Consider the following 25,465-nt stretch of genomic DNA (forward strand, 5'->3'; position numbering starts at 1 on the left):
TCCTCCCGATTTGACGAAATCGTTCTCATTAATCAGATCAGCCCCCCAGCAATGCCACTGACCACAGATAAACAGGTGTCCATCTGCTCCGCCGCACCTATTGAGATTCTTATGAAGCCCCCAAGGTCCCCCTCGGGAAACACCGCAACGTTCACATTCTTCCTCTCTAAGGCTTGCTGCCACCATCTACCGTCGTACCCAAGCGGTACGGGAGCCAATACAAAGTTTGCATGTGATGGCAGGACATAGAATCCAAGCGCCGACAGCGCCACCATAGTTCTCTCCCTTTCCTGAACAATGCATTCAATGCACTGATCGTAGGCATTACGATGCTCGAGGATGCTGACGCCAACGGACTGGCTAATCACGCTCATGTTGAAAGGGTTCTGTATGCTACGCAGTCTTGCAATCACCCGCGGGTTACCGAGGCCAAAGCCGATGCGAAGGCCCGCTGCAGCGTAACTCTTCGAAAACGTCCTTAGCAGCAGAAGATTCTGATATCGGTCGATCAGACCCAGTGCATTGTCTGGAGCAAAGTCGACATACGCCTCATCGAGCACGATAAGCTGATCCGTTTCAGCGACCAGTCGCTCAATTTCCGCGATCTGAACGAATGTCCCTGTTGGGTTATTTGGGTTGGCGAGCACGATGAACTTTGCGTCTCCTGCCGCCTGCCGAACACTTTGGCTCGCCGGCAGAGCATTGTGATCGGCCCAATCAACTTCAAGCAAGCGCGCTCCGTTCACCGCCGCCAATTTATGATTGAACGAAAAGCCGGGCGACAACATTCCGACAGTATCGCCAGCGGCAAGAAACCCCCGGTAAATAAGTGCGAGAATCTCCGATGAGCCATTTCCTGCGATCACCTGCTCGACAGAGACCCCATAGGCTCGCGCGGCCGCTGATCGTAAGCCGCCGCTGTCCTCCTCCGGATACCTATTGTGGGTTCCAATCGCGGCAAACGCAGCCCGCATGACTACGTCAGGCATCGGGAACGGGTTTTCGTTCCTGTTGAGGTTCACGCATGGCAGCGAGTACGCAGCGATCCCGGCGGATCTGCCTTCCGCGAGACTCCTGTCTGCCATAGCATGTCGATGAAGGTATTCCTCGTCACCTGACATCCAGATCCTCCTCTATGCAGCCCGACATCCGCCTGCTGCCGCAGGTCGCGCTGCTTTCCCTATCTCTGTTGCGGACCAGCCGCACCTCACCTCTTGGTTTGTTCAAAGCCGGTCACAGTGCCCCACATTGGGCTCTATGGGTTCGGTTGAAGACACTCGAGGCTGTCACACAGCAAGGCGTCAAAATGCAGCCCTAACCGACAGCATCTAGCGCGATCGCCATAGCCATTGCTTACCAATCGAGCTCACTCGGCACGCCTGTGCGCTTCCACCTTTTCCGTGTACAACCTGACCCTGCGGTCGATTCAAGTGGTTTATCCCAAGGCCGCTCCTGCAGACCGACATTAATCAGCTGGAAGCACACACAATCCGAACCAATAATGCCGCCGTTCACAGATCACTCCTTTCGCCACAGGGCCGCCAAAAGCAAACCGCCTGCCCCCCGGCCTGTTCAAATGACCTGTTGAGCCTCTGCCGCTGAATGCCGCACCGATCAGAAACAGCCCGGTGCCACACCGCACATTGGCTCCGGATATTACCGATCTCCCTTGTTGCACCCGTGAACCTCCTCCGAATTGATGGACACCTGTAGTAGGCTCGAAGAGCCAGGAGGTGTCGGATGGAAGGACGTCAGCGTCGGTCGCTTACGGACGACTACAAGCGGCAAGCGGTTGATCTCGTAACATCGAGTTGGCGCTCGATCGGATCTGTTGCCAAGGAGCTTGGCTTGCGAGAGTCCGTGCTGCGGCGGTGGGTGGAGCAGCGAGGGGTTCGGCTGCAGCCGACGGCGGCGGCGCGGCGCCCCACGACGCGGGCGACGCTGCCGTCGGCGGACCACGCGGCAGAGATCGCGCGTTTGCAGCGAGAGAACGAGCGGCTGCGCATTATGCCTGGCGCTCGCGCCCGGGGAGCCGACGATCTGCTGCCAATCGTGACCTCGTCGACGACATCAGGCGGGTCCACCGCGACACCCGCGGGCGTTATGGCAGCCCGCGTATCCATGCCGAGTTGAAGGATCAGGGCCGCGGGGCGAGCCGTGGTCGCATCGAGCGGTTGATGCGGCGTCACGGCAGCAGGGCCATCATGGCGCGGCCACGTCGGGTGCGGACCACCGACAGCCGCCACGACCTGCCGATCGCCCCCAATCTGCTCGACCGCAACTTCATCGCCACTGCGCCGAACCGGATCTGGCTGGCCGATATCACCTACATCGAGACCGATCAGGGCTGGCTCTATCTGGCTGCCGTCATGGATCTGTACAGCCGCAGGATTGTCGGCTAGGCGATGGCGGATCATTTGCGCGCCGAGCTGGCCTTGGCGGCGTTGCGGATGGCGATCGCGGCGCGGCGGCCAAGTGCCGGCCTGATCCACCATTCCGATCGCGGCGTTCAAGGCGGATTCAAGCGGTCGTCGCAACACAGATTGTGTTCACTCACGATAGCAACTCGTCAAGGGCCTCTGCCGGCGTTTTCTAACCCAGGGTTTTTCTCGGTCGAGCATTGAGGGCCGCGGCCACAGCGGCGATCTCGTCGGCGCTGTGGCCGCTCAGGTCGGTGCCTTTCGGGAAGTACTGACGCAGCAGCCCATTTGTGTTCTCGTTGGTGCCACGCTGCCATGGGCTTTGCGGATCGCAGAAGTAGATTTGGACACCCGCGTCGATCTTAAGACGATCGTGCTGAGCCATTTCAGCTCCCTGATCCCAGGTCAGCGAACGACGCAGCTCTTCGGGCAAGCTGATGATGGTGCGCGTAATCGCGCCGCGCACCGCTTCAGCTCCGTGCCCTGCGAGAGCAGGCCCATTCTTCATGCGCGGAGCTTCGCCATGCCCCGCAACCCGGGGAAGATGCAGCAGCATCGTGAAGCGCGTCGTACGCTCAACCAGCGTGCCGATCACCGAGCTGCCAAGACCAAGGATGAGGTCTCCCTCCCAGTGACCGGCACCGCGCGATCGGCCGCTTCGGCGGGGCGTTGTCGCTTAAACTCGCTCCTCTAGGCGGGGGCACCTGAGAGCTTCTCCGTGCCCGGGCCGAGGAGCCTGCGTTTTTTCAAGTCTCCGGTCCTACGCGCCCCAGGTCCGTCTCCGTTCTGCCTCATAGCAGCCAAACCCCTTTGTAAGGAGCCGCGCCGACGTGACGGATTTGAATACAAGCTAAGGGACCACGTTGCATATGCCAGGCCGCATCTATACTCCCGAAGACCTCTTAATGCTCGGACGTCTTCTTGATGAGGCCGTCGTTGCGCTCCCCGATTGCATGCGAACTCCTGCGAATCGCACAGCACTCGCGACGCTCATTCTTGAACGCACGTCCGCCGCGGACGATCTGCGTTCATTTGTCAGGCTGATGCAGCTTGTAGCGCCCTCAACGTAGTTCAGGCCGGATGCGCTATTAGCGCAATATTGCGCTACATGGCCTGCCGCAACACCCGCGTATCGCAAGCTTCGTTCGATCTACGACACGCCGCCGCCCTGCCAGGCAAGCGGTCCGAAAGCGCTTGAACCTCCCCTGGCGTCAGGTTGTACAGGTCCGGCTATGAACAGGCCTTCATTCTATAAGCGTCGGTGGCGGCGCATTGGTGAACTTGCAGATGCCACCGGCGTCACGGTGCGGGCATTGCGTCACTATGAGCAGACAGGACTGCTCACTGCTTCTCAGCGTACGTGCGGCGGCCATCGCATGTACGACGCCGACAGTTTGACACGCGTTTACCACATAGTCGCACTTCGCCGGCTCGGCCTTTCGCTTCAGGAAATCCGGAGCGCTCTTGAAGGACGCTCGTCTCTTTCGCGTTTGTTGAGCGAGCAGCTGGAACGTGCAGAGCGCGAAGTGATGCGCGCAACCGCCGTCCGCGATCTGCTGCGCCGCCTCGCTCAGAATGTCGACGCAGATGTCCGGCTAGACGAGCTACCCAACCATCTGAACCGACCTCCGGGTAAAGTCGACATGTGAGTACCTCTGCTCGAACGGCGCGCTCGGCGGCAATCAGAGTGGGGCCGTCGCCTGTCTGGACGCCGCTGCGCGACACCGTTTCCGACGACCAACAAGGGCATGCGGGTCATTTGCTGCGGCCAACCCGTGTCACGTGGAGGCCAGTAATTGAAGGCTTAGCGCGACATGCTCCGCCGCGTCTGAACGGCCCCAATTGGGGGACGCGCTACTCAGGAGCCAGGCTTGGTTCCTCCTGTGACGAACCGAGGCGAGCGGCTTCCTCAAGCAAGACCTGGCGCATCCACTTGCTTGCAGGCTCATTGTTGTGCAGTGCAGGCCATTGCAGCGTCTCCGTAAAGCCAGGCAACGGCAGGGGAAGCTTTGCAACGCGCAAGGGTAGCGATTTTGCGAAATGCCGCACCAACGTTGCCGGCATGGTCGCTACCCGGTTCGTCCCGACGAGCATGTGGGGCATCATGCTGAAGCCCTGAACCACGACCTCCACGCGCCGCTTAACTCGATGCTCCTGCATGAACCATTCGTCGATTGACGGGACGCGAGAACGGCCGAACCGGACAGCAACGTGCCCCATGGACATGTAGCTTGAGAACGTCAGCGGTCGCGCCAATCGCTTGTTGGAACGGCAGCCCACGCAAACCAGCGTCTCATCAAATAGCGTGGCCTTCGGATGCTCATCCGTCGTGTACACGTCGGGAAGAATGATAAAGTCGACCGCACCCCGCTGAAGGGGGTGGTCGAATGGATCGGCCAGTGGCATCAGCTCGAATTTGATGCCGGGCGCCTCTCGCGCGACGCGCTCAATCACCTTGCGAATAAGCACGATAGCCGCGAAATCGGACATGCAAAGGCGAAAACGGCGATTTGATTCGTCCGGCCTAAAGGGCTCGCGAGACGTGATGGAAAGCTGAATGTGCAGTAACGCTTCGCGAGTAGGTGAGGCGAGAGCCTCTGCGCGTGGGGTCAGGACAAGTTCACGGCCGCTCATCGTGAACAACTCGTCCTTGAAATACGCACGCAGGCGGGCGACCGCCGCACTCATTGCGGGCTGGCTCAAGTTGATGCTGCGTGCTGCTGCCGTCAAGTTACGCTCTGCTATCAGGGCATCAAGAGCGACGAGCAGATTTAGATCTAGGCCACGAAACCGCATTGTTCATTCATCCGCAGTGTAGATGTAACTCATCTAAACAATCGATTTTACCCGCGCGCGCCACGATGGAATAAAAGTGACGTGTCCGACGCAACACGTTAGATTTTGGAGACCACGATCGTGGCGCTGCGCATTGAACATAGTGAACCGCGAATCATAGCGACACCGCCCCAGGCATTTCTTGAAGCTCACATATGGTCTCAGCCCTGCAGACCCCTTGGTCTCGCGACCCAGTTATCAAGCGGCAATGGGCTCTTTACAACGATCAATCGGACAGCGCGCCCCATCCAATCGACACCACCATGCGTGCCCCTTGCAAACAGCAACAGGCGCTATCCCAGTTCGAGCGCGCCATGTCTTACATTAGTAGCCCGTACCAGTTCACACATTCAAACCACCTCGATCACCCCATCAAACATCTTTAAGGCGAGTAATACATCAGAGGTGCTTTGTCTCGCAACTCGCAGGACGCCGATATGTCCGCGAAAGGACGCCGATATACCATCGTATATTGTACAACCTGACCGCACCCACCTTCTTTCTAGCAGGATTCCTGTAGGGCTCCCGCGGCCTGCTACGCATTGCGCCGCATTCCCAAGTCGTTCTTCGCCGAACCGCAGGAGAGCGCCTGCAGCAGCCCCGTGCGCTCGATTCCGTGCGCACCCTGCTGTAGCGCCTCACCTCATGCATACACGGCAATGAAGCCAAACGTAGGAGATGGGTCGATGCGCCCCCCAATACAGTGGCGGACGTGCTGGGAGAATGAGTTGGAGCTATCGGATCATATCCAGCTCTCGGCATTCTTACGAGCGGCTTACGGACCGACCGGAACGTTCAATGCACGTCCCTTTGAGGGCTATCGGAGCTGGGCGGGTGCGAGGCCCGAGCTCCGATGTGTCGGCTACGACAGCAGGGGCGTTGCGGCTCATCTTGGCGCGCTGCGACGGTTCATCAAGGTCGGCGATGCCGACGTGTTGGTGGCCGAACTCGGATTGTACGCGGTACGCCCCGACCTAGAGGGTCTGGGAGTGCCACACTCTGTACGCGCAATGTATCCTACACTACACCTGATGGGCGTTCCTTTCGGATTTGGCACAGTCCGTCATGCGCTCAAAACGCACATCACGAGGTTGCTCGATCGCCCAGGGCTGGCCTCGATCATTCCGGGTATACGCGTCCGTTCTACGCTGGCGGAGGTCTATCCTGCTTTGCCGCCCACGCGAACAGACGACGCTCTTCTCGTCGTTTTGCCTGTCGGAAAGCCGTTGAGCGAATGGCCGCCCGGAACGACAATTGAGCGAAACGGGCCCGAACTGTGACAGGCCTCTCTATGCACTTAACAAGCGTTGGCGATGGCAGGCAGTATGCTGACTCACCAAGCGTCCACTTGACGTTCGACGACGGGCCGCACTCTTTTTATACCCCGCACATCTTAGACATCCTCTCCCAACATAACGTGCCGGCGACGTTCTGCGTCATCGGCAGATATGCAGCAGAACATCCGCACATTACGCGCAGGATAGTTTCCGACGGACACGAACTCGCAAACCACACCATGAACCATCCCGATCTCTCGAAATGCGAGCCAACGAAAGTCGCGTCGGAGATTGCACACGCGAACTGTGCCATTAAGTCGGCTTGCCCGGAGGCTCGGCTCCGACATGTGCGTGCGCCATATGGGCTCTGGACCGAACATGTGCTCTCCTGCGCCGCGAGCGCTGGGCTCGGCGCACTTCACTGGTCTGTAGACCCTCGCGACTGGTCTCGGCCTGGTGCGGATGCGATCGTCAGCGCGGTACTGAGCTCCATCCAACCTGGAGCCATTGTTCTTTTGCACGATGGCTGCCCTCCCGATGAACGCAATTGGGGTCATGATCAAAGGCTGCGCGATCAGACAGTATGCGCCGTCAGCCAGCTAATTCCCGCATTGCACAGTCGCGGCTTTGCAATTCGTCCCATTCCTCACTTTCACTGAGACCAGAATGAGCCTGCTTGTGACCGCCAGCACTGCCGCGATTGGATCATACACAATCCTTTCAGCGTTTTATAAGAGCGCTCAAATGATCTATGCAATAAAGAGCCGGGCCTCATCGCCGCCACTCACGGACGTCGATCACGAAACGATGCCCAGTGTCGACGTTATCGTTCCTTGCTACAATGAAACGCCAGACACCCTGTCGGCGTGCTTAGGCTCGATTGCCGCCCAGGATTTTACTGGACGACTGCGCGTCTATGTCGTTGACGATGGCTCTCAAAACCTCGCTGCTGTCAAAGCTGTCCACGACGCTTACGCGCAAGATACACGATTTCGCTTTATCATTCTGCGAAAGAACGTAGGCAAGAGGAAGGCGCAGATTTGTGCCATCCGGCAGTCATCTGGAGACCTGGTTCTCAACGTCGACTCTGATACGACGCTCGCAGTCGATGTCGTCACAAAACTAGCAGCTAGCATGCACGAGCCGGAAGTTGGTGCCGCTATGGGCCATCTGGTCGCGACCAATCGGGATCGCACTTGGCTCACGCGGCTCATCGACATGGAGTACTGGCTTGCTTGTAACGAAGAACGCGCTGCACAAGCCAGCTTCGGTGCTGTTATGTGCTGCTGCGGACCCTGCGCCATGTATCGCCGTTCGGCTCTTACATCGCTGCTCGACAAGTATGAAACGCAATATTTCCGCGGGAAGCCCAGTGATTTCGGCGAGGATCGTCACCTCACAATACTTATGCTGCAGGCAGGGTTTCGAACTGAATACGTTCCAGATGCGATAGCCGCAACCGTCGTTCCCGACAGGCTCGGACCTTATTTGCGTCAACAACTACGCTGGGCACGCAGTACGTTCCGCGACACGCTGCTAGCACTGCGGCTGCTGCCTCATCTTAATGGCTATCTCACATTAGATGTTATCGGACAGAACCTTGGCCCTCTTCTTTTGGCTCTGTCCATAATGACCGGGCTCGCTCAGCTTGCGACCACGCACACCATACCATGGTTGACGATCGTTGCTATTTCATCGCTAACGCTGATGCGGTGCACCACAGCGGCGATTCGTGCTCGTGAGGTGCGATTTCTTGGCTTCGCGTTGCACACGCCAATCAATCTGTTCCTAGTGCTTCCCTTGAAAGCCTATGCATTGTGTACATTGGATAACAGTAACTGGCTCTCCCGTACGACGCCTCCGGCATCACTCTGCGGGGCTCCGGAAACGATCCACGAACGTGACGCCTGTCACCATGATGCCGCTCGGCGACAGCCGGCAGCGCTGGCGGTCACCGGGGAGGGGACCACCCGTTAAGGCGCTCCAACGCTCGGCCTGTGATCTAGGACCGCGCTCAAACGCGGCGAAAACAAGCGCACTAAAGTAAGGAAGGGTGAATGACATTCGATAAGGTACTGCGCTTGCTCGAGCGGGAGATGGAGGCGGACGACCCGTGGCGGCTCAACGCGAACCCATTCGAGCAAGAGCGCCACGCGCACTTGCTCCGTCTGTGCCTCGCGGAAGGCGCGGTCGGTAACGCGCTTGAGGTGGGTTGCGCAGCGGGCGTCTTCACGGCAAAGCTGGCGCCCCACTGCCAGCAACTCGTAGCAATCGACGTTCTGCCGCGTGCGATCACTCGAGCAAGGGAGCAAGCTCAATGGCCTCATATCGCCTGGCACATCTCTGACGTGCGGGACCTCAACGCAACTAATCCATTCGACCTGATCGTGGTGGCGGAAGTGCTTTATTATCTTGAAGATACCGGCCAGATGGGTGACGCCATCGAGAAGCTCACGCGAATGCTGGCGCCCAGCGGACGGCTCGTTTTCGGATCAGCGCGTGACGCCTCTTGTCAGCGTTGGGGGCATCCTGCGGGTGCCGAAACAATGCTTGATGTTTTGAATGAACATCTGGTCGAGACTGAGCGCGTACAATGCCGTGGCGCGAGCATCGACGAAGATTGTTTGATTGCGTCTTTTCGCACTAAGTCGAACTTGCCAGACTAGTGCATTCGCTGCGGCGAACACGGAGTGACTATGCGAATCTGTGGAATCAAGCTGACACATGACGGAGCGGTTGCCGTTGTGGAAGATGGGCGCTTGCTCTTCTGCATAGAGCAAGAAAAGAGAGCCAATAATCCACGCTATCAAGCCATCACCGACCTCTGCGCAGTCACTCTCGCGCTGGCCGAACACGGCTTAAGGCCCACGGATGTTGACCGATTTGTCATCGACGGCTGGGACGGGCTGACGCACTCGCAATTTGATGTCCTAAGTGAAGGGGTGCCGCTCACCATTAAGGGAGCGCCATATATCGAGTCCCACGAAAACACGCTCCTCACGCCCTATGCCGGGTCGGGCCTCGTCCTCGATCGGGTGCCTTTACGTTATCATAGCTATGCTCACGTAGCCGGCCACGTGGCCGGCGCTTACTGTACCAGTGCTTTCGCCAAAGCCCGAGCCCCTGCATTGTGCTTAGTGTGGGACGGCTGCATCTTTCCGCGCCTGTATCATGTAGATCCGACCGGAGCCCGCTTCCTCGACACTCTTTTCCCTTTCATCGGCCATGCCTATGCTATCGCTGGGCAGCACTTCGGGCCCTATCGTCAAGCCAGCAGGGCAGGCTGGGATCTTGGTGTCGCAGGTAAGCTTATGGCGTATATCGGGCTAGGCGCTCTCGATGAGGGCATTCTGGCAGTCTTTCAAGAGATGTATGAAGCGTGTCTAGCCGGTCCTTCCGAGCGTGCTCGCGCTTACCGTGCCAGCATAAACGATCCTGAAGCCTTACTTGCCGCCACTGACTGGTTTTTCGAGGCATGCGGTCGTCGGCTCACCGGTACGCCTTCCGAAGATGTACTCGCATCTTTTCACGTTTTTCTGGAGCGGCTGCTGGAGCAAGAAATAGGACTTGCTCTGCTACGGCACTCAGGTCTTCCGGGCTTACGGCACCTGTGCATCGCTGGAGGGTGTGGACTTAATATAAAGTGGAATAGTGCTCTGCGCGCGACGGGATTGTTTGATTCAGTTTGGGTACCCCCGTTTCCAAATGATAGCGGCTCAGCAATTGGCGCGGCTTGCGCCGCCATGGCCGAGCCAAACGCTTTGACTCCTTTGGAGTGGTCAGTTCACAGCGGACCGGCCTTGACCGGAAGCAACCCATCAGGCCAATGGGAGGCTTTGCCCTGTACCATCGTAGAGCTTGCGGCTCTCATCGCTACAGGCAAGCCCGTAGTGTTCCTCACCGGCCTCGCGGAGCTCGGACCCAGAGCACTCGGCGGCCGCAGTATTATTGCGGCTGCAACCTCCAAGGAGATGAAAGACCTTCTGAACGATATCAAGCTACGGGAACGATTTCGTCCCGTCGCTCCTATTTGCCTCGAGGACCGGGCTGCTGAAATTTTCGATCCCGGCAGCCCAGATCCTTACATGCTCTTCGACCATCAAACCCGTCGCGAATGGCGGACAAAAGTTCCCGCTATCGTGCACCTGGATGGTTCTGCCCGATTGCAAACAATCTCCCGAACGTCTCCGCAAAAGATCGCTGCTCTTCTGGTCGAGTATGAGAAACTTACAGGAATTCCGCTGCTCTGCAACACGAGCGCCAACCATCCTGGCCGGGGGTTTTTTCCTGATGTTGCTAGCGCTTGTGACTGGGGTCGCGTCGACCATGTTTGGTGCGACGGCTTTCTCTGGCAACGATCCGTCGAAGCTGGTCTGACATTATCCAATTCCGCTCTGGTCACTGACTAAGACAGCCTATGTCCAATCCAGCGATTCAACTGACTGACGTCCAAAAGACTTATCATGATCGAGGCGTCGTACGGGGTCTGACCTTTAGCGTCGCTAAGGGAGAGTGTTTCGGGCTACTCGGTCCAAATGGGGCGGGTAAAAGCACGATCGTTCGGATGATCCTCGGCCTCATATCGCCCGATGCCGGCCGGATCACTGTTTTGGGTGAGCAGGTGCCGGCACGCGCCCGTTTGGCGCGCGCGGGCATCGGCGTCGTCCCACAAGTTGATAATCTCGAGGATGCGTTCACTGTGCGCGAAAATCTCCTCATATTTGGACGGTACTTTGGACTGAATACGCGCGAAAGTGAGGAGGCTGTGCCTTCGCTGCTCGAATTTGCGCGACTTGAGGGTAGAGCAGAGTCACGGGTCGCGGATCTGTCCGGCGGCATGAAGCGACGTCTCGTGCTGGCCCGTGCCCTGATCAACGATCCACAACTGCTCATCATGGATGAACCCACGACCAGCCTCGATCCCCACGCCCGCCACTTGATTTGGGAACGCCTGCGTCTTCTGCTCGCTCGAGGAAAGACTATCCTGCTGACGACCCACTTCATGGAAGAGGCTGAACGACTTTGCGATCGCCTCTGCGTGCTAGAGAATGGACGTAAGATCGCCGAGGGTGCGCCCAATGCTCTGATCGACTCTCAGATTGGCTGTGATGTCCTCGAGGTCTACGGCGGAAACCCACTCGAGCTCCGTGCGATAATAGAGCCTCACGCTTCGCGCATCGAGGTGAGGGGAGAGACGCTGTTTTGCTACGCGCCGGATCAGGCGGCGGTGCGGCTTCGGCTTCGTGGATGCACCGGTCTGCGCCTTCTGGAGCGGCCGCCTAACCTGGAAGACGTCTTCCTGCGGTTGACGGGACACAGGATAGACGCATGAAGACGATATCCAAAGCAGCCTTGCCATCGGACGCACTCAGTTGGATCAGCGTGTGGCGCCGCAACTATCTGGCATGGAGGAAGGCCGCCGCTGCTTCGCTGCTTGGCAACTTGGCCGACCCGTTGACCAACCTCTTGGGTCTCGGCTTTGGGCTCGGCCTGATTGTCGGCAATGTAGACGGTCACTCATATGTCGATTTCTTGGTCGGCGGAATGGTGGCAACCAGCGCTATGACCGCGGCAAGCTTCGAAACTCTGTACGGAACGTTCGCTCGCATGCGCAGCCAACGAACCTGGGACGCAATGATGTGCACTCCGCTCACGCTGGGTGATATCCTCCTCGGTGAATTGGTTTGGGCAGCAAGCAAGGCCACTTTGGCGGGCACCGGAATCGCGCTTGTTGCTACGGGGCTTGGCTATGGCACCTTATTATCCACGTTCTATTGTTTCCCCGCTCTCGCCCTCACCGGCCTTGCGTTCGCGAGCGCGGCGCTCGTCGTTGTCGCGATTGCCCCAAGCTACGACTATTTTGTGTTCTACCAGACTCTCATCTCGACCCCTATGGTGTTCCTATCCGGGGCAGTCTTTCCCGTTGCGCACCTTCCGCCCGCTCTCCAGTTGGCTGCAGCCGCGTTACCTTTGGAACATTCGATTGCGCTAATACGGCCTGCAATGCTCGGGCTACCACTCGATAGCATCGGCGCGCATGTTGGTGTCCTTTTCGCTTACGCAGTACTGCTCTTCTTACTGTCGGCAAAGCTATTTCGGCGACGCTTATCACACTGACGATGCCCAGCCGCTTAATGAACGCACACCCTGTTTCTCGGCCTGCGCTTGCCGGCCTATTCGCGTTCAACGTCGCGGACGTTTCATTACCCGGCCGCCCTAAAGATCATGATTACTACCACACTTGCTGGAGGATAGAATGCTGTGTCTTGGATTGAGCGGCGGATTGGATAAGGTCCATGAATATCGACCTGCACTCTCGCACACATTCTTGCATGATGGCGCAGCTGTCATGGTGCGTGACGGGCGTGTGTTAGCCGCGGTTGAAGAAGAACGCCTAAACCGAATTAAGCATTCCAACAAATTTCCCGCCCAGGCCATCCGCTACTGCCTGGCTGCTGCGGGAGCGCAATTAAAGGACATCGATCGCATCGCATTCTATGCAACCGAGTCCTATTGCAACGCGATGCTTCGGCTTTTGTTTGGTTCGGAGACGCAGAGTGGCATCCCTCTCGACGCCAGAACCCTTCTACAGCTTATGCTATCGCAGGAGTTTGATACAGAGATCGAGCCATCGCGCTTGTCATTCGTCAGTCACCATCATGCGCATGCAACAAGTGCTTTTGCTGTGTCCGGCTATGACGAAGGTCTAGTCTTGGCAATCGACGGCGGCGGTGATTTCCTCTCCGGGATGGTGGCCATTGGATCGGGAAGTCGTCTTACTCAACTACATACCTTCCCAGAGGACGGTTCCCTCGGATTGTTTTACTTAGAGGCAATCAAGTGCCTCGGTTATGGCTTGTTCGACGAGTACAAGGTTATGGGCCTTGCTCCGTACGGGGACTCCTCGCGTTTCCGAGAACTATTTCAGCAATTCTACGAATTAAAGGAGAACGGTGGCTACAAGATACATTTGAACGACATCGCTCCGGCGTTAGAGCACGACATACACGTTCGCGGCAAGGGAATGCCGTTCACCCAAGAGCATAAAGATGTTAGTGCAGCCTTGCAGGAGGCCTTGGAACGTATTGTTTTTCATGTTCTCAGGCATTACCGTGAGGTGACCGGCATGAAGCGGCTATGCTTGGCTGGTGGTGTCGCCCACAACTGCACCATGACCGGTAAGTTGCTCTATACAGGACTATTTGATGATATCTTCGTGCAGCCCGCGGCGCACGATGCTGGATGCGCACTCGGCGCTGCTCTCATGGTTTCCGAAGAACAAGGACGTCCCGCACCCCGTGAGCGGCTTCAGCATGTCTATTGGGGCCCGGCACTTGGGGATGACCATGCTGTAGAGCGAGAGGTTGCTGCATGGCGCGGGCATATCGACGTGCAAAGAAGCGCGAACGTGGCGAGCGTGGTAGCTGAATGGATAGCCAACGGTTCGGTTGTTGGCTGGGTCCAAGGCCGCTCCGAATTTGGACCGCGCGCCCTCGGTAACCGCAGCATTGTTGCTGACCCCAGACCAGCAAAGAATAAGGACCGCATAAACGCCATCGTTAAAAAACGCGAGGGCTACCGGCCGTTTGCACCTTCCGTATTGGAGGAACATGCCGCTGAGTTTTTCGATCTTCCTAAGACCGCGGGAGCTTTTCCGTTCATGAACTTTGTCGTTCAAGTTCGTGATTGCAAGCGAAGTGTGCTTGGTGCGGTTACGCACGTCGATGGTACAGCACGGCTGCAGACGGTGTCACGTAGATCGAACCCGCGGTACTGGGAGCTGATTAATCAATTCCACAAGCGGACGGGCGTCCCTGTCCTCCTCAATACATCTTTCAACAACAATGTCGAACCGATCGTGCAGTCGGTTACCGACGCAATGGTCACGTTCCTTACGACAGATCTTGACGCCCTCGTGATCGGATCGCTTCTCATCACGAAGCGCGTCGCCACGCCGGAGGACTGGGCTGCGCTCCGCGTTTCCTTACCGGCCTACACTTCACTTCGCCGTACCCCGGATCACGTCACCGCAGAGTGTCGGGAGATCGTCTGCGAGACTTATACCACCTTCTCCGATGGCGGCGCTGTGCGCATCTCGCCCGATCTATTCGAGTTGCTGCATGGAATCAAAGGGGACGCCGCCCTCGGCGAGCTTCTCGCTCACGTAAAGGGCGAGCGGCGCGACGCAATCATCCTTGAACTTCGGCAGTTGTGGGAAAAGCGCCGCATCTGCTTGCGTCCCGCCGCCAACAATCTGGGAGATCTGCGCGATCAGGCGCATGCGACTTGATAGGTATCTCTTTGTCTAGCTAGCGAACGGCAATCCATAACCGACCTCTTGGTCGCGAAGCGGACAAGCTCTCGCAACCTAACATACGGCTCGCGACGGCCTGGCGGACGATAACACTGCCGGTACTTTCCTGCCGTCCAGGGTGAGCAACTTATTCAACTGCCGGAGCAATGGATTCAAGATGACTCATCAACAGCGCTTCGTCATTTCCAGGCGTCGCACCGGTTTCGGCGATTGCTTATGGTCGCTCGCGTCAGCCTGGCAATACTCCAAGCGAACAGGGCGCACTTTGGTCATTGACTGGCGCGGATCTTGCTATCTCTCTGACCCCTTTACAAACGCCTTCAGCGTGTTCTTTGAGCCGCTCGACAACATCTCGGGCGTACCCGTTATCTGCGACGATAAGATCAATCAACTCTGCTTTCCTGGGCCGTTTTTTCCACATTGGTGGAACAGGCCTGCAATTGACGGCGTTTACCGGTCGGATGACCAAATTTTCCACGAGCGTGATGAGCTGCGCAGGTTGTTGGTAACGTCAAGGGATATCCAGGCGAATACTATCGTTTGTGACGCTTGCTTAATGTGGGGCTGTGATCAGGAGGCCGAGCGCAACATATTCCAAAGCATCACACCACGCCAGGAGATCAGGCGTCGCATCGACGATGTTTACCATCGAGCGTTTGAGGGGCACGATGTAATCGGGATACACGTTCGGCACGGGAACGGTGAAGATACTATGGGTCATAGGCCTTATTGGACCGACCCACGAGTCGCTATGGAGCAGGTATGCGCTGCAGTTGAACGGGCAAAAGCATTGCATCATACACGACCGACAAGGCTCTTTTTGTGCACTGACAGTCCCAGCGTCGCTGATCACCTTTCGGCTGTCTATTCTGAGCTCTTCAGCATTCCCAAACGCTTCCGAGCGAACGATGCTGGCCCGCTGCACACTGCAGATCTTGGAGTCGAGGGCGGATTCGCTGCTCTCGTGGAAATGTACCTCCTGGCCTACTGCCATACCGTTATCCGATTTCCGTCGACAAGTGCTTTCTCGCGCTACGCAAGCCTAGTCGTCCCCCAAGTAATCGAATTTAGCTTGGACGATCCAAGCCACTTGATCTTAGCCGAAAGGTCATCCGCCGAGCACGCGCCAGATGCGCGCTCTCTCGCCGGTCCTCACGAGCGGCGGCCAGCGAAGCCGGCCTTTTGATGCTTGCCACAGGACGTCAAGCCCCACCAGCGCCAAGAAAGGCTTAAATGAGCCTAGCACTTACTTCAGCAGTCACCAGGTACAACGCCTCGGTGCCATATCTGGACATCGGTTCGAAGCCATCCAATGGACTCCGCGCGAAGCGAGGGTGCGACACTGCTGTCGTAATGTCTCACCGACCTATGCCGTTCTCCGACGGAGCCGGCTCGGTTCGTATCCCAAGCACCTTGTTTGGTGAAGGCGAGTGCTGCGGATGAAGGTGCGGCGGGAGTAGATTTCTCAAATGAGTTACCGATGCCCATACCTGGAGATAAGGTGGTCACACATTGTGCTGGACCTCTCTATGCACACGAGGGAAGGGCGCCGAGCTCACCTCGCGCGGGTTGATGCCGGATGCAGGCCTCCCAGGATCGTTAATTCAGGCCCCAACGTACTTGGTATTCCTTGCTGCTTTCACCACACAGCGCCTTGCCAACTTCTCCACGGCTGAGAGATGGTGGAGCCAGGGCGCGCCGCCACACTTCCCCGGAATATGAGCACTAGCGCCATAGTAGGTTGACCACGCCGGACGATATGTCAGAGGGACAGGCTTCGGCCGTTGCTGGAAGTCGGTAGGCCCCTGAGGCATTTGGGAGCATTTGTGAATATGGCTGAGCGCGTCGCTCTCATCACCGGCGTAACCGGGCAAGACGGGGCTTATCTCGCCGACTATCTACTGTCGCTCGGCTATGTTGTGCACGGCATCAAGCGCCGCTCGTCCTCGTTCAACACAGCGCGCGTCGATCACCTTTACCAGGATCCGCATGTCGGCAAGGTCCCGTTCCTGATGCATTACGGCGACATGACGGATTCGACCAATCTGATCCGCCTGATACAGCAAATCCGGCCGACTGAGATCTACAATCTCGCCGCCCAAAGCCATGTTGCCGTCAGCTTCGAGAGCCCGGAATATACCGCTAATGCGGACGCAATCGGGGTGCTGCGCCTCCTGGAAGCAGTCCGCATTCTTGGAATGGAGAGGCACACGCGGTTCTATCAGGCTTCGACCTCGGAGCTTTATGGCCTGGTGCAGGAGATTCCGCAGAAGGAGACGACCGCATTCTATCCACGCTCGCCTTATGGCGTCGCAAAGCTGTATGGCTACTGGATTACGGTAAACTACCGCGAAGCCTATGGCATGTTCGCCTCCAACGGTATTCTGTTCAACCATGAGAGCCCGATCCGTGGCGAGACCTTCGTGACCCGCAAGATCACGCGTGCCGTCGCGCGCATCGAGGTCGGCCTGGAAGATGCGCTCTATCTTGGCAATCTCGAAGCCAAGCGGGATTGGGGCCATGCCCGCGACTATGTGGCGGGCATGCATTTGATCCTGCAGGCCGATAAGCCAGACGACTTCGTGCTTGCCACCGGAGAGATGCATTCCGTGCGGGAGATGGTCGAGCTGGCCTTCGCGCAGGTCGGCCGCCGCATCGAATGGCGGGGCGTGGGCGTCGAGGAAACCGGCCTCGACGCTAGAAGCGGCAAGACCGTGGTCCGCATCGATCCGACCTATTTTCGCCCCACCGAGGTTGATCTTTTGGTCGGCGATGCCAGCAAGGCGCGCACCAAGCTCGGGTGGAAGCCAAAGCGGAGCTTTGTCCAACTGGTTCAGGAAATGATGGCGAGTGATCTGGCCGAAGCAAAACGGGACGCCGACAATGGCAGCCACTTCCTTTGAGCTGAAGGTCACACGCGTCTACGTCGCCGGTCATCGCGGCATGGTCGGCAGCGTGCTGGCGCGCCGGCTCGCGCAGGAGGAGGTTGAACTTGTGACTGTCGACCGGCACGGTCGACCTCTGCAACCAGGCCGCCGTATTCGACTGGTTCGCAAAGAAGACGCCGCAAGTCGTTTTTCCTTGCCGCGGCCAAAGTCAGCGGTATCCTCGCCAACAATACGCGGCGCGCTGAGTTCATCTACGATAATATTGCCATCGCGCCGAACGTGACCCATGGCGCGCATCTGAATAGCGCCGAGAAGCTGATGTTTCTTGGCTCCTCCTGCATCTATCCGAAGCTGGCGCCACAGCCGCTTCGCGAGGACTCACAGGCCAGCTGGAGCCGACCAATGAGCCCTACGCCATGCAAAGATCGCCGGGATCAAGATGGCCGAGGCCTATCGCAGCCAGTATGGCAGCGACTTCGTCAGTGTAATGCCGACTACTCTGTACGGCCTTGGCAACAATTGTCATCCAGAATACAGCCACGTCGTAGCCGCGCTGATCCGGCGCTTTCACGAAGCGACGCTTGCCGGCGCGAAAAACGTTGTGGTCAGGGACACCGGCTTGCCACGCGCAAATTCCTTTATGTCGACGACATGGCGAATGCCTGCCTCCGTTTGATGAAGCGCTATTCTGAGTCCGAGCTCGTCAATATCGGGAGCGGCGAGGACATCATCATCGCCGAGTTCTCCCGCCTCGTCGCCGAGGTCATCGGTTATCGAGGCGAGATCAGCTTCGACACCTCGCGTCCCGGCGGCATGCCACGCAAGCTGCTCGATCTCCGCCGCCTTGACAAGCTCGGCTAGCGGGCGACGACGTCGCTTCGCGACGGCTTGATGCGCGCCTATGAATCCTATCAGGCGTTCACTCGGCTCCCGCCGCAAACCTAGATACGATTACCACAAGCAGGAGTTAGCCGCAGGGAGCAGGAACGACATGCCACACGAGGCTGCCACGCGGTCGTGGCGATGATGCTCACGATCATCTAGGCGCTCATTCTATCGCGTGATGCCTGGGTCTCGGTGTCGTTCGACTCGTCCTGCTGTCCCATGACGCACCCCCTCAGGGTGGAACCGCGGACGAGCTCTATCCTGAGACGCCGCTCTGCGATTCGCTTCTTGGCAACGGTAGTAGCAATGAGAGGCGCTCCGTGGTTGCGGACCAACGCGCACCATCGCCTTACACTCCCTCGTTTGACCTTCTCGCCATTGCGACGTGCCGGTTCCAGACTCAACCGCCCTGACGGCCCTCGTCAGCGGACGTTTCGTAATCGGCCATGCTGACATACCGGGCGCCCTCCAGTGGAGACACGGGATCAGTCGCATCAAGCCGTTGAGCGAACACGCGGAGGACCGCGTCACCGGCCGCGCAAAGCGCCTTTGCCCGACCGCCTCACTCTGCCATTTTGCATGCAGCCTGTCAGTAAATCACTCTAGGTCGACGGCACCAATGCTTCGTCAATAGGCCTCCGACCGTGAAACCACCGCTTACGGGCGCGGTGTTGACGGCTCGAGGCGACCGAGTCAGCCGGCCATTGCGAATGCTTCGTCAGCGTCCTGCGAATCCGGCACAGCTTTAAGCGTCGGAGCGACGCGCTGCGGCCAAAGGAGGTCAAGGAGCACGACGACCTCGCAAACCAGTCTGGTGCCTGATTACGTGTCTCGAGCGAAACGTCCCGGCTCCTACAGCTGCCTCTACAGCTGTTACGGCCATTGTTCTCGCGTAAATCACAGTACCCGGACCTCGTCCGAACGCACTTTTGCCCGACTACGGCTGAGCTCGCATGCCGCGCCTCTCGCAGCCCTCCCAATGGGCAGCAGCGCGCTGAAAGCGATTTGCGGTGGCACCTTCATCGGTACACCAGTCCAGGACGAGCGGAGCGAGCTGCATGACCACGACTTTGAAAGAAGTCCGATTGTCACCAATCGGAAATGGCGGCCCTCGCAGCTTCGCCGAACCTGTTCACCTGAGCCTAGATGCTGCCCGCAGTAGGGACCGGCATGGACGACAGACGACCTGCTATCTCTGAAAGCACTCGAGGATCATTTGCATAAGATGCGCCAATATGGCGCACTCCTTGCGTTAAAGGACCTCACATATTCAAACTGGCGACGCTGCACCGGAGCAAATCTCTCGTCCAGGGCTGACTCTTTAATCATGGTTGGCCTTGTCGTCGCTGCACGAAACGTTGTTAGGTCCGCGACAGCGCAGGCGCCACGGCCGGCGTAACAACGATCGGCGGAAACCGGACAATATGACTAGCGACATTTTGTCTTCAACATCACAGTTCAAGTCACCGGGAGCGGAGGCCTCTCGCAGCGACGCTCAATGGGCACACCCGAAAGTGCCTGAGATCCTGCTGCGCATAGCGGAACAACTCGCCGCGCCCTTTCGGCTCGAGCTTCGGCTGGAGGCCGTCGTCGCGTTAATACAGTCTCAGCTTCAGATGCAACATTGTGTGGTCTGTCTGCATGCCGGTCACAACGCTCCGGCGATTGCCGTGGGCGCGGGCTGGACTGAAGGGAGCGATCAGCGTTTTCGACTCCGCCTGCCGCAAGGAGCTGTCGAGCGCGTGCTCAATACGGCCACACCCCTTATAATAACCCCTACGCAACCGAACAATTCCCAGACCACAAGCGATTCAGGTTCATCTGACGCCACGGCACATAGTCGATTGTCGTTCATCGCCGTTCCAATCGCTGTCGAGAGCACGACCGTCGGGGTGCTCTCGGCCGAGCTGTTCCGGGACGGGTCCCCATCGTTAGATCCCAATTCACACGTGACCCTTCTCCTCGCTATCGCGAACATGCTCGGCCACTTTCTGAGGTCATACCTCTCCACGGCCCACGATGACAGCGAGCCGCCTCTTGCGACCGATGGCAACCAGACAACGTTGCCGCAGGATGATCAAGCCGAAGCGGACCGCAACCTAACGCTACCTGGCGTAGTTGGTCGCAGCCCGGCCCTGCGCAAGCTCCTCCGCAAGATCAATGTGGTCGCTAAATCAAATGCAACGATACTCTTGCGAGGCGAGTCCGGTAGCGGAAAAGAGGTTGCTGCACAAGCGATCCACGACCTATCGCCCCGAGCCAACCGCCCATTCGTCAAACTAAACTGTGCGGCATTATCGGAGACTATTTTGGAATCTGAGCTGTTTGGACACGAGAAGGGCGCCTTTACCGGAGCCATCAATTCGCGCAAAGGGCGCTTCGAGCTGGCTGACAAAGGCACGCTGTTTCTCGACGAGATTGGTGAAATCTCACCTTCTTTTCAAGCGAAGCTGCTGCGAGTGCTACAACAGCAGGAATTTGAGAGAGTCGGCGGTACACACACGATAAGAGTTGACGTTCGACTCATAGCAGCGACTAACAAGGATCTAGAGGTCGCCGTTTCGCAGACACAATTTCGCGCGGATCTCTACTACCGTCTGAGCGTCATCCCTTTGCTTGTCCCACCATTGTGTGAGCGCCGCGACGATATTCCGTTGCTCGCTACTGAATTTCTTCGCACGTTCAACTCCGAAAACGAGCGCTCGTTGACTTTCGAACCAAGCGCGTTCGACGTATTGAAAAGTTGCGAATTTCCCGGCAATATTAGGGAGCTTCACAATTGCGTTCAGCGGACTGCCACCATGGCGGCCGGTCCAGCGATTAACAGTCGCGATTTCGCCTGCAAATCCGATGGTTGCTTCTCCGCTCGACTTTGGAAGAGTAAGCAGCCGCTATCGATGCCGTCACAACCGCTGCCGCATACGGGGCCATGCGATGCTTCATCCGAACCCGCTCACGGAACCACGCTCTCGCACCTGCAGGTTACGAGAGGTGAGCGAATAATTGATCGCGAGCACCTTATCGCGGCCATGGAAAGGGCGGGCTGGGTACAGGCGAAAGCAGCACGGCTACTCAAACTGACGTCGCGCCAAATAGGCTACGCACTCAAAAAACACGGAGTCGAGCTAAAGCACTTATAATCACCCTTGACTGCAACCGGGGGATCGTTTGAAAGCACAGGTTCACGCTTCAGCTTACCGGGCCACTAAGGCACGAGCAAATCACACGCAGACTCCGCCGGATGCTTCTCGTAAGATAGACCGCTTTCAAGGCAGAGGCGCAGTTCAACCGATCATCTACACCACGGTGCGCCAGCGACAGCTCACACCGTTGCTCATCTGATGCTTTCGTGTGGCGGCCCACCTTGACTAACCACTTAGCGACTCTGCTCATCTAGCACCCGACCACACTGGTTCAATGAATTCGCTCCGCCAGGCGCCTTTACTTCGACGATACATCAGGCCCCTTAGGCTGGATACTCGCTTGCAATCCGACGCCACGTACATCTCCTGGACACGCTGCTCACCGTGCGTCGAACGCCGGACGTAACCGACCGCGCTACTTAGTGTCAGCCAGCGCCAACACCGTACGACAATCTATATGATCGCCGGCTCACTTTGATACACCACTCGGCCGCTCGCGGGTTGACAGAACCAAGCGGCATTCCGCACTCACACCGGCCACGTTTGACTTCAGACACGAAGTGATTGCGTTCGCATCAGGTATGGCCGCGCTACAGAGCCGAAAGACGTCGGCGATACACGCCTGCTTTTCCTGTTCCGTGGGTAGAGGCCCGCCGGCTTTGGCGTACATGAATGACAACGAGTTTAGCGCGGCAACAATACTAACCGTTAGCATATAGTACTTGAATCTGTCGCTCCAGCAAGATGAGTTGAGCTGCCTTCGACGCATGATATCCTCTCAAGGTAGGTCGGCTTAGGTGGACACGGTGTGCTATAACGTTTGTAGGTCGCAAGTCGACGACTTCGAGTGCTACCGAGAGGGTATGGCTCGAACGGTTGCTTAGTGGGCCATCGTAACCTGATTGAATCCATCTGCACGGACGATGACCATCAATTCATTGATCCCGGTTTATCGACCGCACGGCCAATCCAAACCACGAGCAGCGCCCCTGTTTGTGGAGCCGCCCGATCTGGCTCACGATGCCCGGTACATCGCCCAAAGATAACACCATTGCGGCCTCGCGCGTCTCGTCTCGAACTGCTCATTTGCTTCACATCGTACAATCTCTCGCTGCGTCCGATTCAACCCCTCTCTTAACCAACTGAGCACATTTGTAAGCAGCCGTGCCCGCGCCCCACACTCGCCGCCCCGGTTCAACGAGCCGGCACCTCAGAGAGTTCTCAACGGCCACCATCATTGCCTCGGGAGCTGTATCTCGCAATCAACAGCCAGCACCGGCCACGTTGGCCTGACTATAGCGCCCGCTTTTCGCAATGCCCTTTCGCTCGGACCTACACTTAGATCGGCGCGGGTCGTGGACAGAGCGCACAGCTGATCCGTTGGATCTGCGCAGGATCTTCTTGATTCTCTCGTTACGTCACGTTGTACGCATCATTCGCCGAATTGCGAAAGGGACACTTCGATGCTTCAGCAGAAATTCACGTTCATCGGGAGCACGCGATCGCGTCAACTTCCATCGCCACTCTCCATTGATCGGCGTGCTTACAACTCAGGTGGGCACGAGCCACGTTCTGACAGTGTGCGCGAGGAGGCGCAGTACGTCTGGCAATTGTGCCTTTCCCCTCAAGAGCGGATAACGTACATTCGAAACAATCGCTCGTATTTTGCTTTTGACAGCTATCGAGAGATGATCGAGGTTGTCCGCGGCCGTCGCTTCAGCGGTTGCGCGCCGCAACTTGTGAATTGGCGCCGCCGATTCAGAGCGGGAGTATGGCGCTTCGCCGCACTGTACTGCCTTGCGACATGGATATTTATTTTTTTTGCTCTCCGCTTGCTTCTCTCCTGATGGCAATACTGCGAGGTTTCCGATCCATAGACCATGAGCGGGCGTACGGCCGTCCGCTCTGAAGCGATTCTCCAGAGAGCCAGGGAGGAGGCGGCGATCCAACATGCGCAGCACCGGAGCGCAGAAAGGTTGTCTGCCCGCTACGACACTATGCGATTGCAACCCGCCCTGCCCAGTCGACTAACAGAAAACGTCAAAGCCGAGCACATCGGCATCTCCTCACAACGCGAGCAATCGCGGCTGCGCTACTTCGGAAACGATGTTAGGTACAGTCACATCTCTTCGGCGGCGGCAGCAATCGCAGCGACGCACTTGATGAAACGATTAAACTCGACTTTGGTTTCAGATGTCCGGCCGAGGATAAGTTTAGCTATATCTGTTCTATGGCATTGCGTCCGCAAACTCGGAGTTAACGCCGATACCGCTTTGTCAAAAAGATGGCCCAATCTCAAGAGCCTTTCCGGCTCATAGATGTCGCTCATTTCTACCGGAGCACGGTTAGCGAAGCGATCCGTCGCCTCAGTAGTGACGCATTTGACTTTGGAAACAATCCCGAGCTGCGCGAGTATGAGTTGATTTGTCAACTCAGTGAGATGGCGGGTTGCTTCGCCTGGCGCTTCACCTCCGCCCACTAACCTGCCAATCTCCGCAACTTGCGCTTCGATATTTTGCCTGAGACGTTCCTGAGAATCGCTCGGGTCAGCCGCATCAGGCGGGTCAGCAAGCGATTCGAGGTGGGGCCGCCGGGAAGGTAAGGGGCTTGTAAACAGTCGCCACCACGACAGATAGTGCCTCAGTTTCGGCAACCACAACGTTAAGGCCTGATCTCCCATGCTGATTTGTTCCGCCGAGGTCGAGTTTCTGGTACTGTTCATCATCATCATCACGTCCACCCGTTATATGGTTCTGTACCAGGACGCGCGCCGTGAGTGAAACGGCTAGTCAGCGTATAACGCACGCCATGCGGCCCCTGCGACCTGAGTACCAGGCTTGATCGACATCAGTGAAATCGATTGTTCTGATAGAGCGCATTCATATTCTGAATTGGTCGGCCGCACTGACATCGAGGCCATGCAGCGAACGCCTCCTCCCACCCGCTCGCGTCTGCCTTTCCCCCAAGACACGCTTTTTGCAAATATGGCAGAACAAATGGTGGTGCAGCATTGCGAGCATGGCCAGCGCTATGCAGTGTTTGGTCCAAGGCGCTCTACGGACGCAGGGAGCGGCGCTGGCCGTAGCTCTGATCCGCCGCAATCGCATTCGAGCGATTAGGGCCGTAACCTCCTGTCCGCGCCAACGTAACTCGTCACGATCTCTCGATCGCTCCGAACCTGATCGCGCTCGACTTCACCACCACAGCTCCACACCGGCTCTGGCTGGCTGACATCACCTATATCCCGCCTGTCGAGTGCCGGCTGTATCGCGCCGCCATCACCGACCGGTTCGGCCGCAAGATGGTCGATCGGCCCATGTGCTATCACATGCGGGCTAACTCCCCTGTGCTGTGATAACGACGATCCGCCAGCAGCCTCTGACGGACTGATCCATGATTGAGGTCGGAGCGAGCAGTACGTTCCACATATCGCGTGCGGAGCCCTGCGGCTGCGGGCTGTACCCGATCGACGCGCCACAAGGGCGACTGCTTCTACAATGCTTTGATGGAGAGCTTGTCCACCACCCTGCCGAGCTCGTTCACGATCGTCAGGAGGAGACTCGTGCCGATGCACCGCGTGTATATCTCCGCGTTCGTTCGTGACTGCTACATTCCCGCCCGGCTCCATTCCACCATCGGATCGCCCCTCCGATCATCGCCTCAAAAGCCAAAGTGGCTACGATCCATCATTTAAATGGGCCCC

Annotated in this window: 17 protein-coding genes and 3 pseudogenes; 16 read left to right on the forward strand and 4 right to left on the reverse strand. The window is 57.7% G+C overall.

Annotation, left to right across the window (positions count from 1 at the left end; all coding sequences use genetic code 11):
• Positions 1-32: 32 nt before the first annotated feature.
• A complete protein-coding gene (locus X268_RS37715; RefSeq protein WP_245478039.1) occupies positions 33-1,085 on the reverse strand; it encodes a pyridoxal phosphate-dependent aminotransferase in 1,053 nt (350 codons plus the stop codon).
• Positions 1,086-1,740: 655 nt separating this feature from the next.
• Between X268_RS37715 and X268_RS41050 the strand changes: the two genes are divergently transcribed.
• The 3 genes and pseudogenes from X268_RS41050 (at position 1,741) to X268_RS41060 (ending at position 2,402) form a co-directional block, all read left to right on the forward strand.
• Complete coding sequence (locus X268_RS41050) at positions 1,741-2,133, forward strand: transposase (RefSeq protein WP_128929899.1); 393 nt, start codon at positions 1,741-1,743, stop codon at positions 2,131-2,133.
• Positions 2,115-2,159: pseudogene (locus X268_RS41055) on the forward strand (hypothetical protein); the annotation flags it as partial. The gene X268_RS41050 and the pseudogene X268_RS41055, both read left to right, overlap by 19 nt.
• A 45-nt stretch (positions 2,160-2,204) precedes the next feature.
• Positions 2,205-2,402 carry a DDE-type integrase/transposase/recombinase gene (locus X268_RS41060; protein ID WP_167506288.1) on the forward strand — a complete coding sequence of 66 codons (198 nt, stop codon included), beginning with the start codon at positions 2,205-2,207 and terminating at the stop codon, positions 2,400-2,402.
• A 151-nt stretch (positions 2,403-2,553) separates the two neighbouring features.
• Here X268_RS41060 and X268_RS37730 read toward each other — a convergent pair.
• Positions 2,554-3,092: pseudogene (locus tag X268_RS37730) on the reverse strand (IS30 family transposase); the annotation flags it as partial.
• A 560-nt stretch (positions 3,093-3,652) separates the two neighbouring features.
• Between X268_RS37730 and X268_RS37740 the strand changes: the two are divergent.
• Positions 3,653-4,069, forward strand: coding sequence for a MerR family transcriptional regulator (locus tag X268_RS37740; protein ID WP_128929901.1), 417 nt, complete (start codon positions 3,653-3,655; stop codon positions 4,067-4,069).
• A gap of 205 nt (positions 4,070-4,274) precedes the next feature.
• On the opposite strand, the gene X268_RS37745 is transcribed toward X268_RS37740, so the two are convergent.
• Entirely contained in the window at positions 4,275-5,216 is a 942-nt protein-coding gene (locus X268_RS37745) for a LysR family transcriptional regulator (protein WP_128929902.1), read from the reverse strand.
• Positions 5,217-5,941: 725 nt separating this feature from the next.
• On the opposite strand from X268_RS37745, the gene X268_RS37750 reads away from it, so the two are divergent.
• The 12 genes and pseudogenes from X268_RS37750 (at position 5,942) to nifA (ending at position 21,759) form a co-directional block, all read left to right on the forward strand.
• Positions 5,942-6,535: a NodA family N-acyltransferase gene (locus tag X268_RS37750; protein ID WP_128929903.1), complete on the forward strand. Its 594-nt coding sequence runs from the start codon at positions 5,942-5,944 to the stop codon at positions 6,533-6,535.
• Between the two features lie 11 nt (positions 6,536-6,546).
• A complete protein-coding gene (gene nodB, locus X268_RS37755) occupies positions 6,547-7,191 on the forward strand; it encodes a chitooligosaccharide deacetylase NodB (protein ID WP_128930191.1) in 645 nt (214 codons plus the stop codon).
• Between the two features lie 7 nt (positions 7,192-7,198).
• Positions 7,199-8,509, forward strand: coding sequence for a chitooligosaccharide synthase NodC (gene nodC, locus X268_RS37760; protein WP_128929904.1), 1,311 nt, complete (start codon positions 7,199-7,201; stop codon positions 8,507-8,509).
• An 80-nt stretch (positions 8,510-8,589) separates the two neighbouring features.
• Positions 8,590-9,198, forward strand: a complete 609-nt coding sequence (locus X268_RS37765) for an SAM-dependent methyltransferase (RefSeq protein WP_128929905.1) — start codon at positions 8,590-8,592, stop codon at positions 9,196-9,198.
• A gap of 30 nt (positions 9,199-9,228) precedes the next feature.
• Positions 9,229-10,941, forward strand: coding sequence for a nodulation protein NodU (gene nodU / locus X268_RS37770; protein WP_128930192.1), 1,713 nt, complete (start codon positions 9,229-9,231; stop codon positions 10,939-10,941).
• A gap of 8 nt (positions 10,942-10,949) precedes the next feature.
• Positions 10,950-11,864 (forward strand): nodulation factor ABC transporter ATP-binding protein NodI, encoded by a 915-nt coding sequence (gene nodI, locus X268_RS37775; RefSeq protein WP_128929906.1) that lies wholly within the window; start codon positions 10,950-10,952, stop codon positions 11,862-11,864.
• Positions 11,861-12,649, forward strand: coding sequence for an ABC transporter permease (locus X268_RS37780; protein ID WP_128929907.1), 789 nt, complete (start codon positions 11,861-11,863; stop codon positions 12,647-12,649). The genes nodI and X268_RS37780 overlap by 4 nt, the downstream gene beginning before the upstream one ends.
• Positions 12,650-12,788: 139 nt before the next feature.
• Entirely contained in the window at positions 12,789-14,822 is a 2,034-nt protein-coding gene (locus X268_RS37785; RefSeq protein ID WP_128929908.1) for a carbamoyltransferase family protein, read from the forward strand.
• 181 nt (positions 14,823-15,003) lie between these two features.
• Positions 15,004-16,032 carry a nodulation protein NodZ gene (locus tag X268_RS37790; RefSeq protein WP_128929909.1) on the forward strand — a complete coding sequence of 343 codons (1,029 nt, stop codon included), beginning with the start codon at positions 15,004-15,006 and terminating at the stop codon, positions 16,030-16,032.
• Between the two features lie 646 nt (positions 16,033-16,678).
• Positions 16,679-17,749, forward strand: a complete 1,071-nt coding sequence (gene gmd, locus X268_RS37795) for a GDP-mannose 4,6-dehydratase (RefSeq protein ID WP_128929910.1) — start codon at positions 16,679-16,681, stop codon at positions 17,747-17,749.
• A pseudogene (locus X268_RS37800) lies at positions 17,730-18,679 on the forward strand (GDP-L-fucose synthase family protein). The gene gmd and the pseudogene X268_RS37800 overlap by 20 nt, the downstream one beginning before the upstream one ends.
• Positions 18,680-20,043: 1,364 nt before the next feature.
• Positions 20,044-21,759: a nif-specific transcriptional activator NifA gene (gene nifA, locus X268_RS37805; protein ID WP_128929911.1), complete on the forward strand. Its 1,716-nt coding sequence runs from the start codon at positions 20,044-20,046 to the stop codon at positions 21,757-21,759.
• Positions 21,760-23,881: 2,122 nt separating this feature from the next.
• Here nifA and X268_RS37820 read toward each other — a convergent pair.
• On the reverse strand, positions 23,882-24,493 hold the full coding sequence (locus X268_RS37820; protein WP_128929914.1) for a hypothetical protein: 612 nt from the start codon (positions 24,491-24,493) through the stop codon (positions 23,882-23,884).
• Positions 24,494-25,465: the final 972 nt, after the last annotated feature.

The organism is Bradyrhizobium guangxiense (assembly GCF_004114915.1).
Classification (GTDB): domain Bacteria; phylum Pseudomonadota; class Alphaproteobacteria; order Rhizobiales; family Xanthobacteraceae; genus Bradyrhizobium; species Bradyrhizobium guangxiense.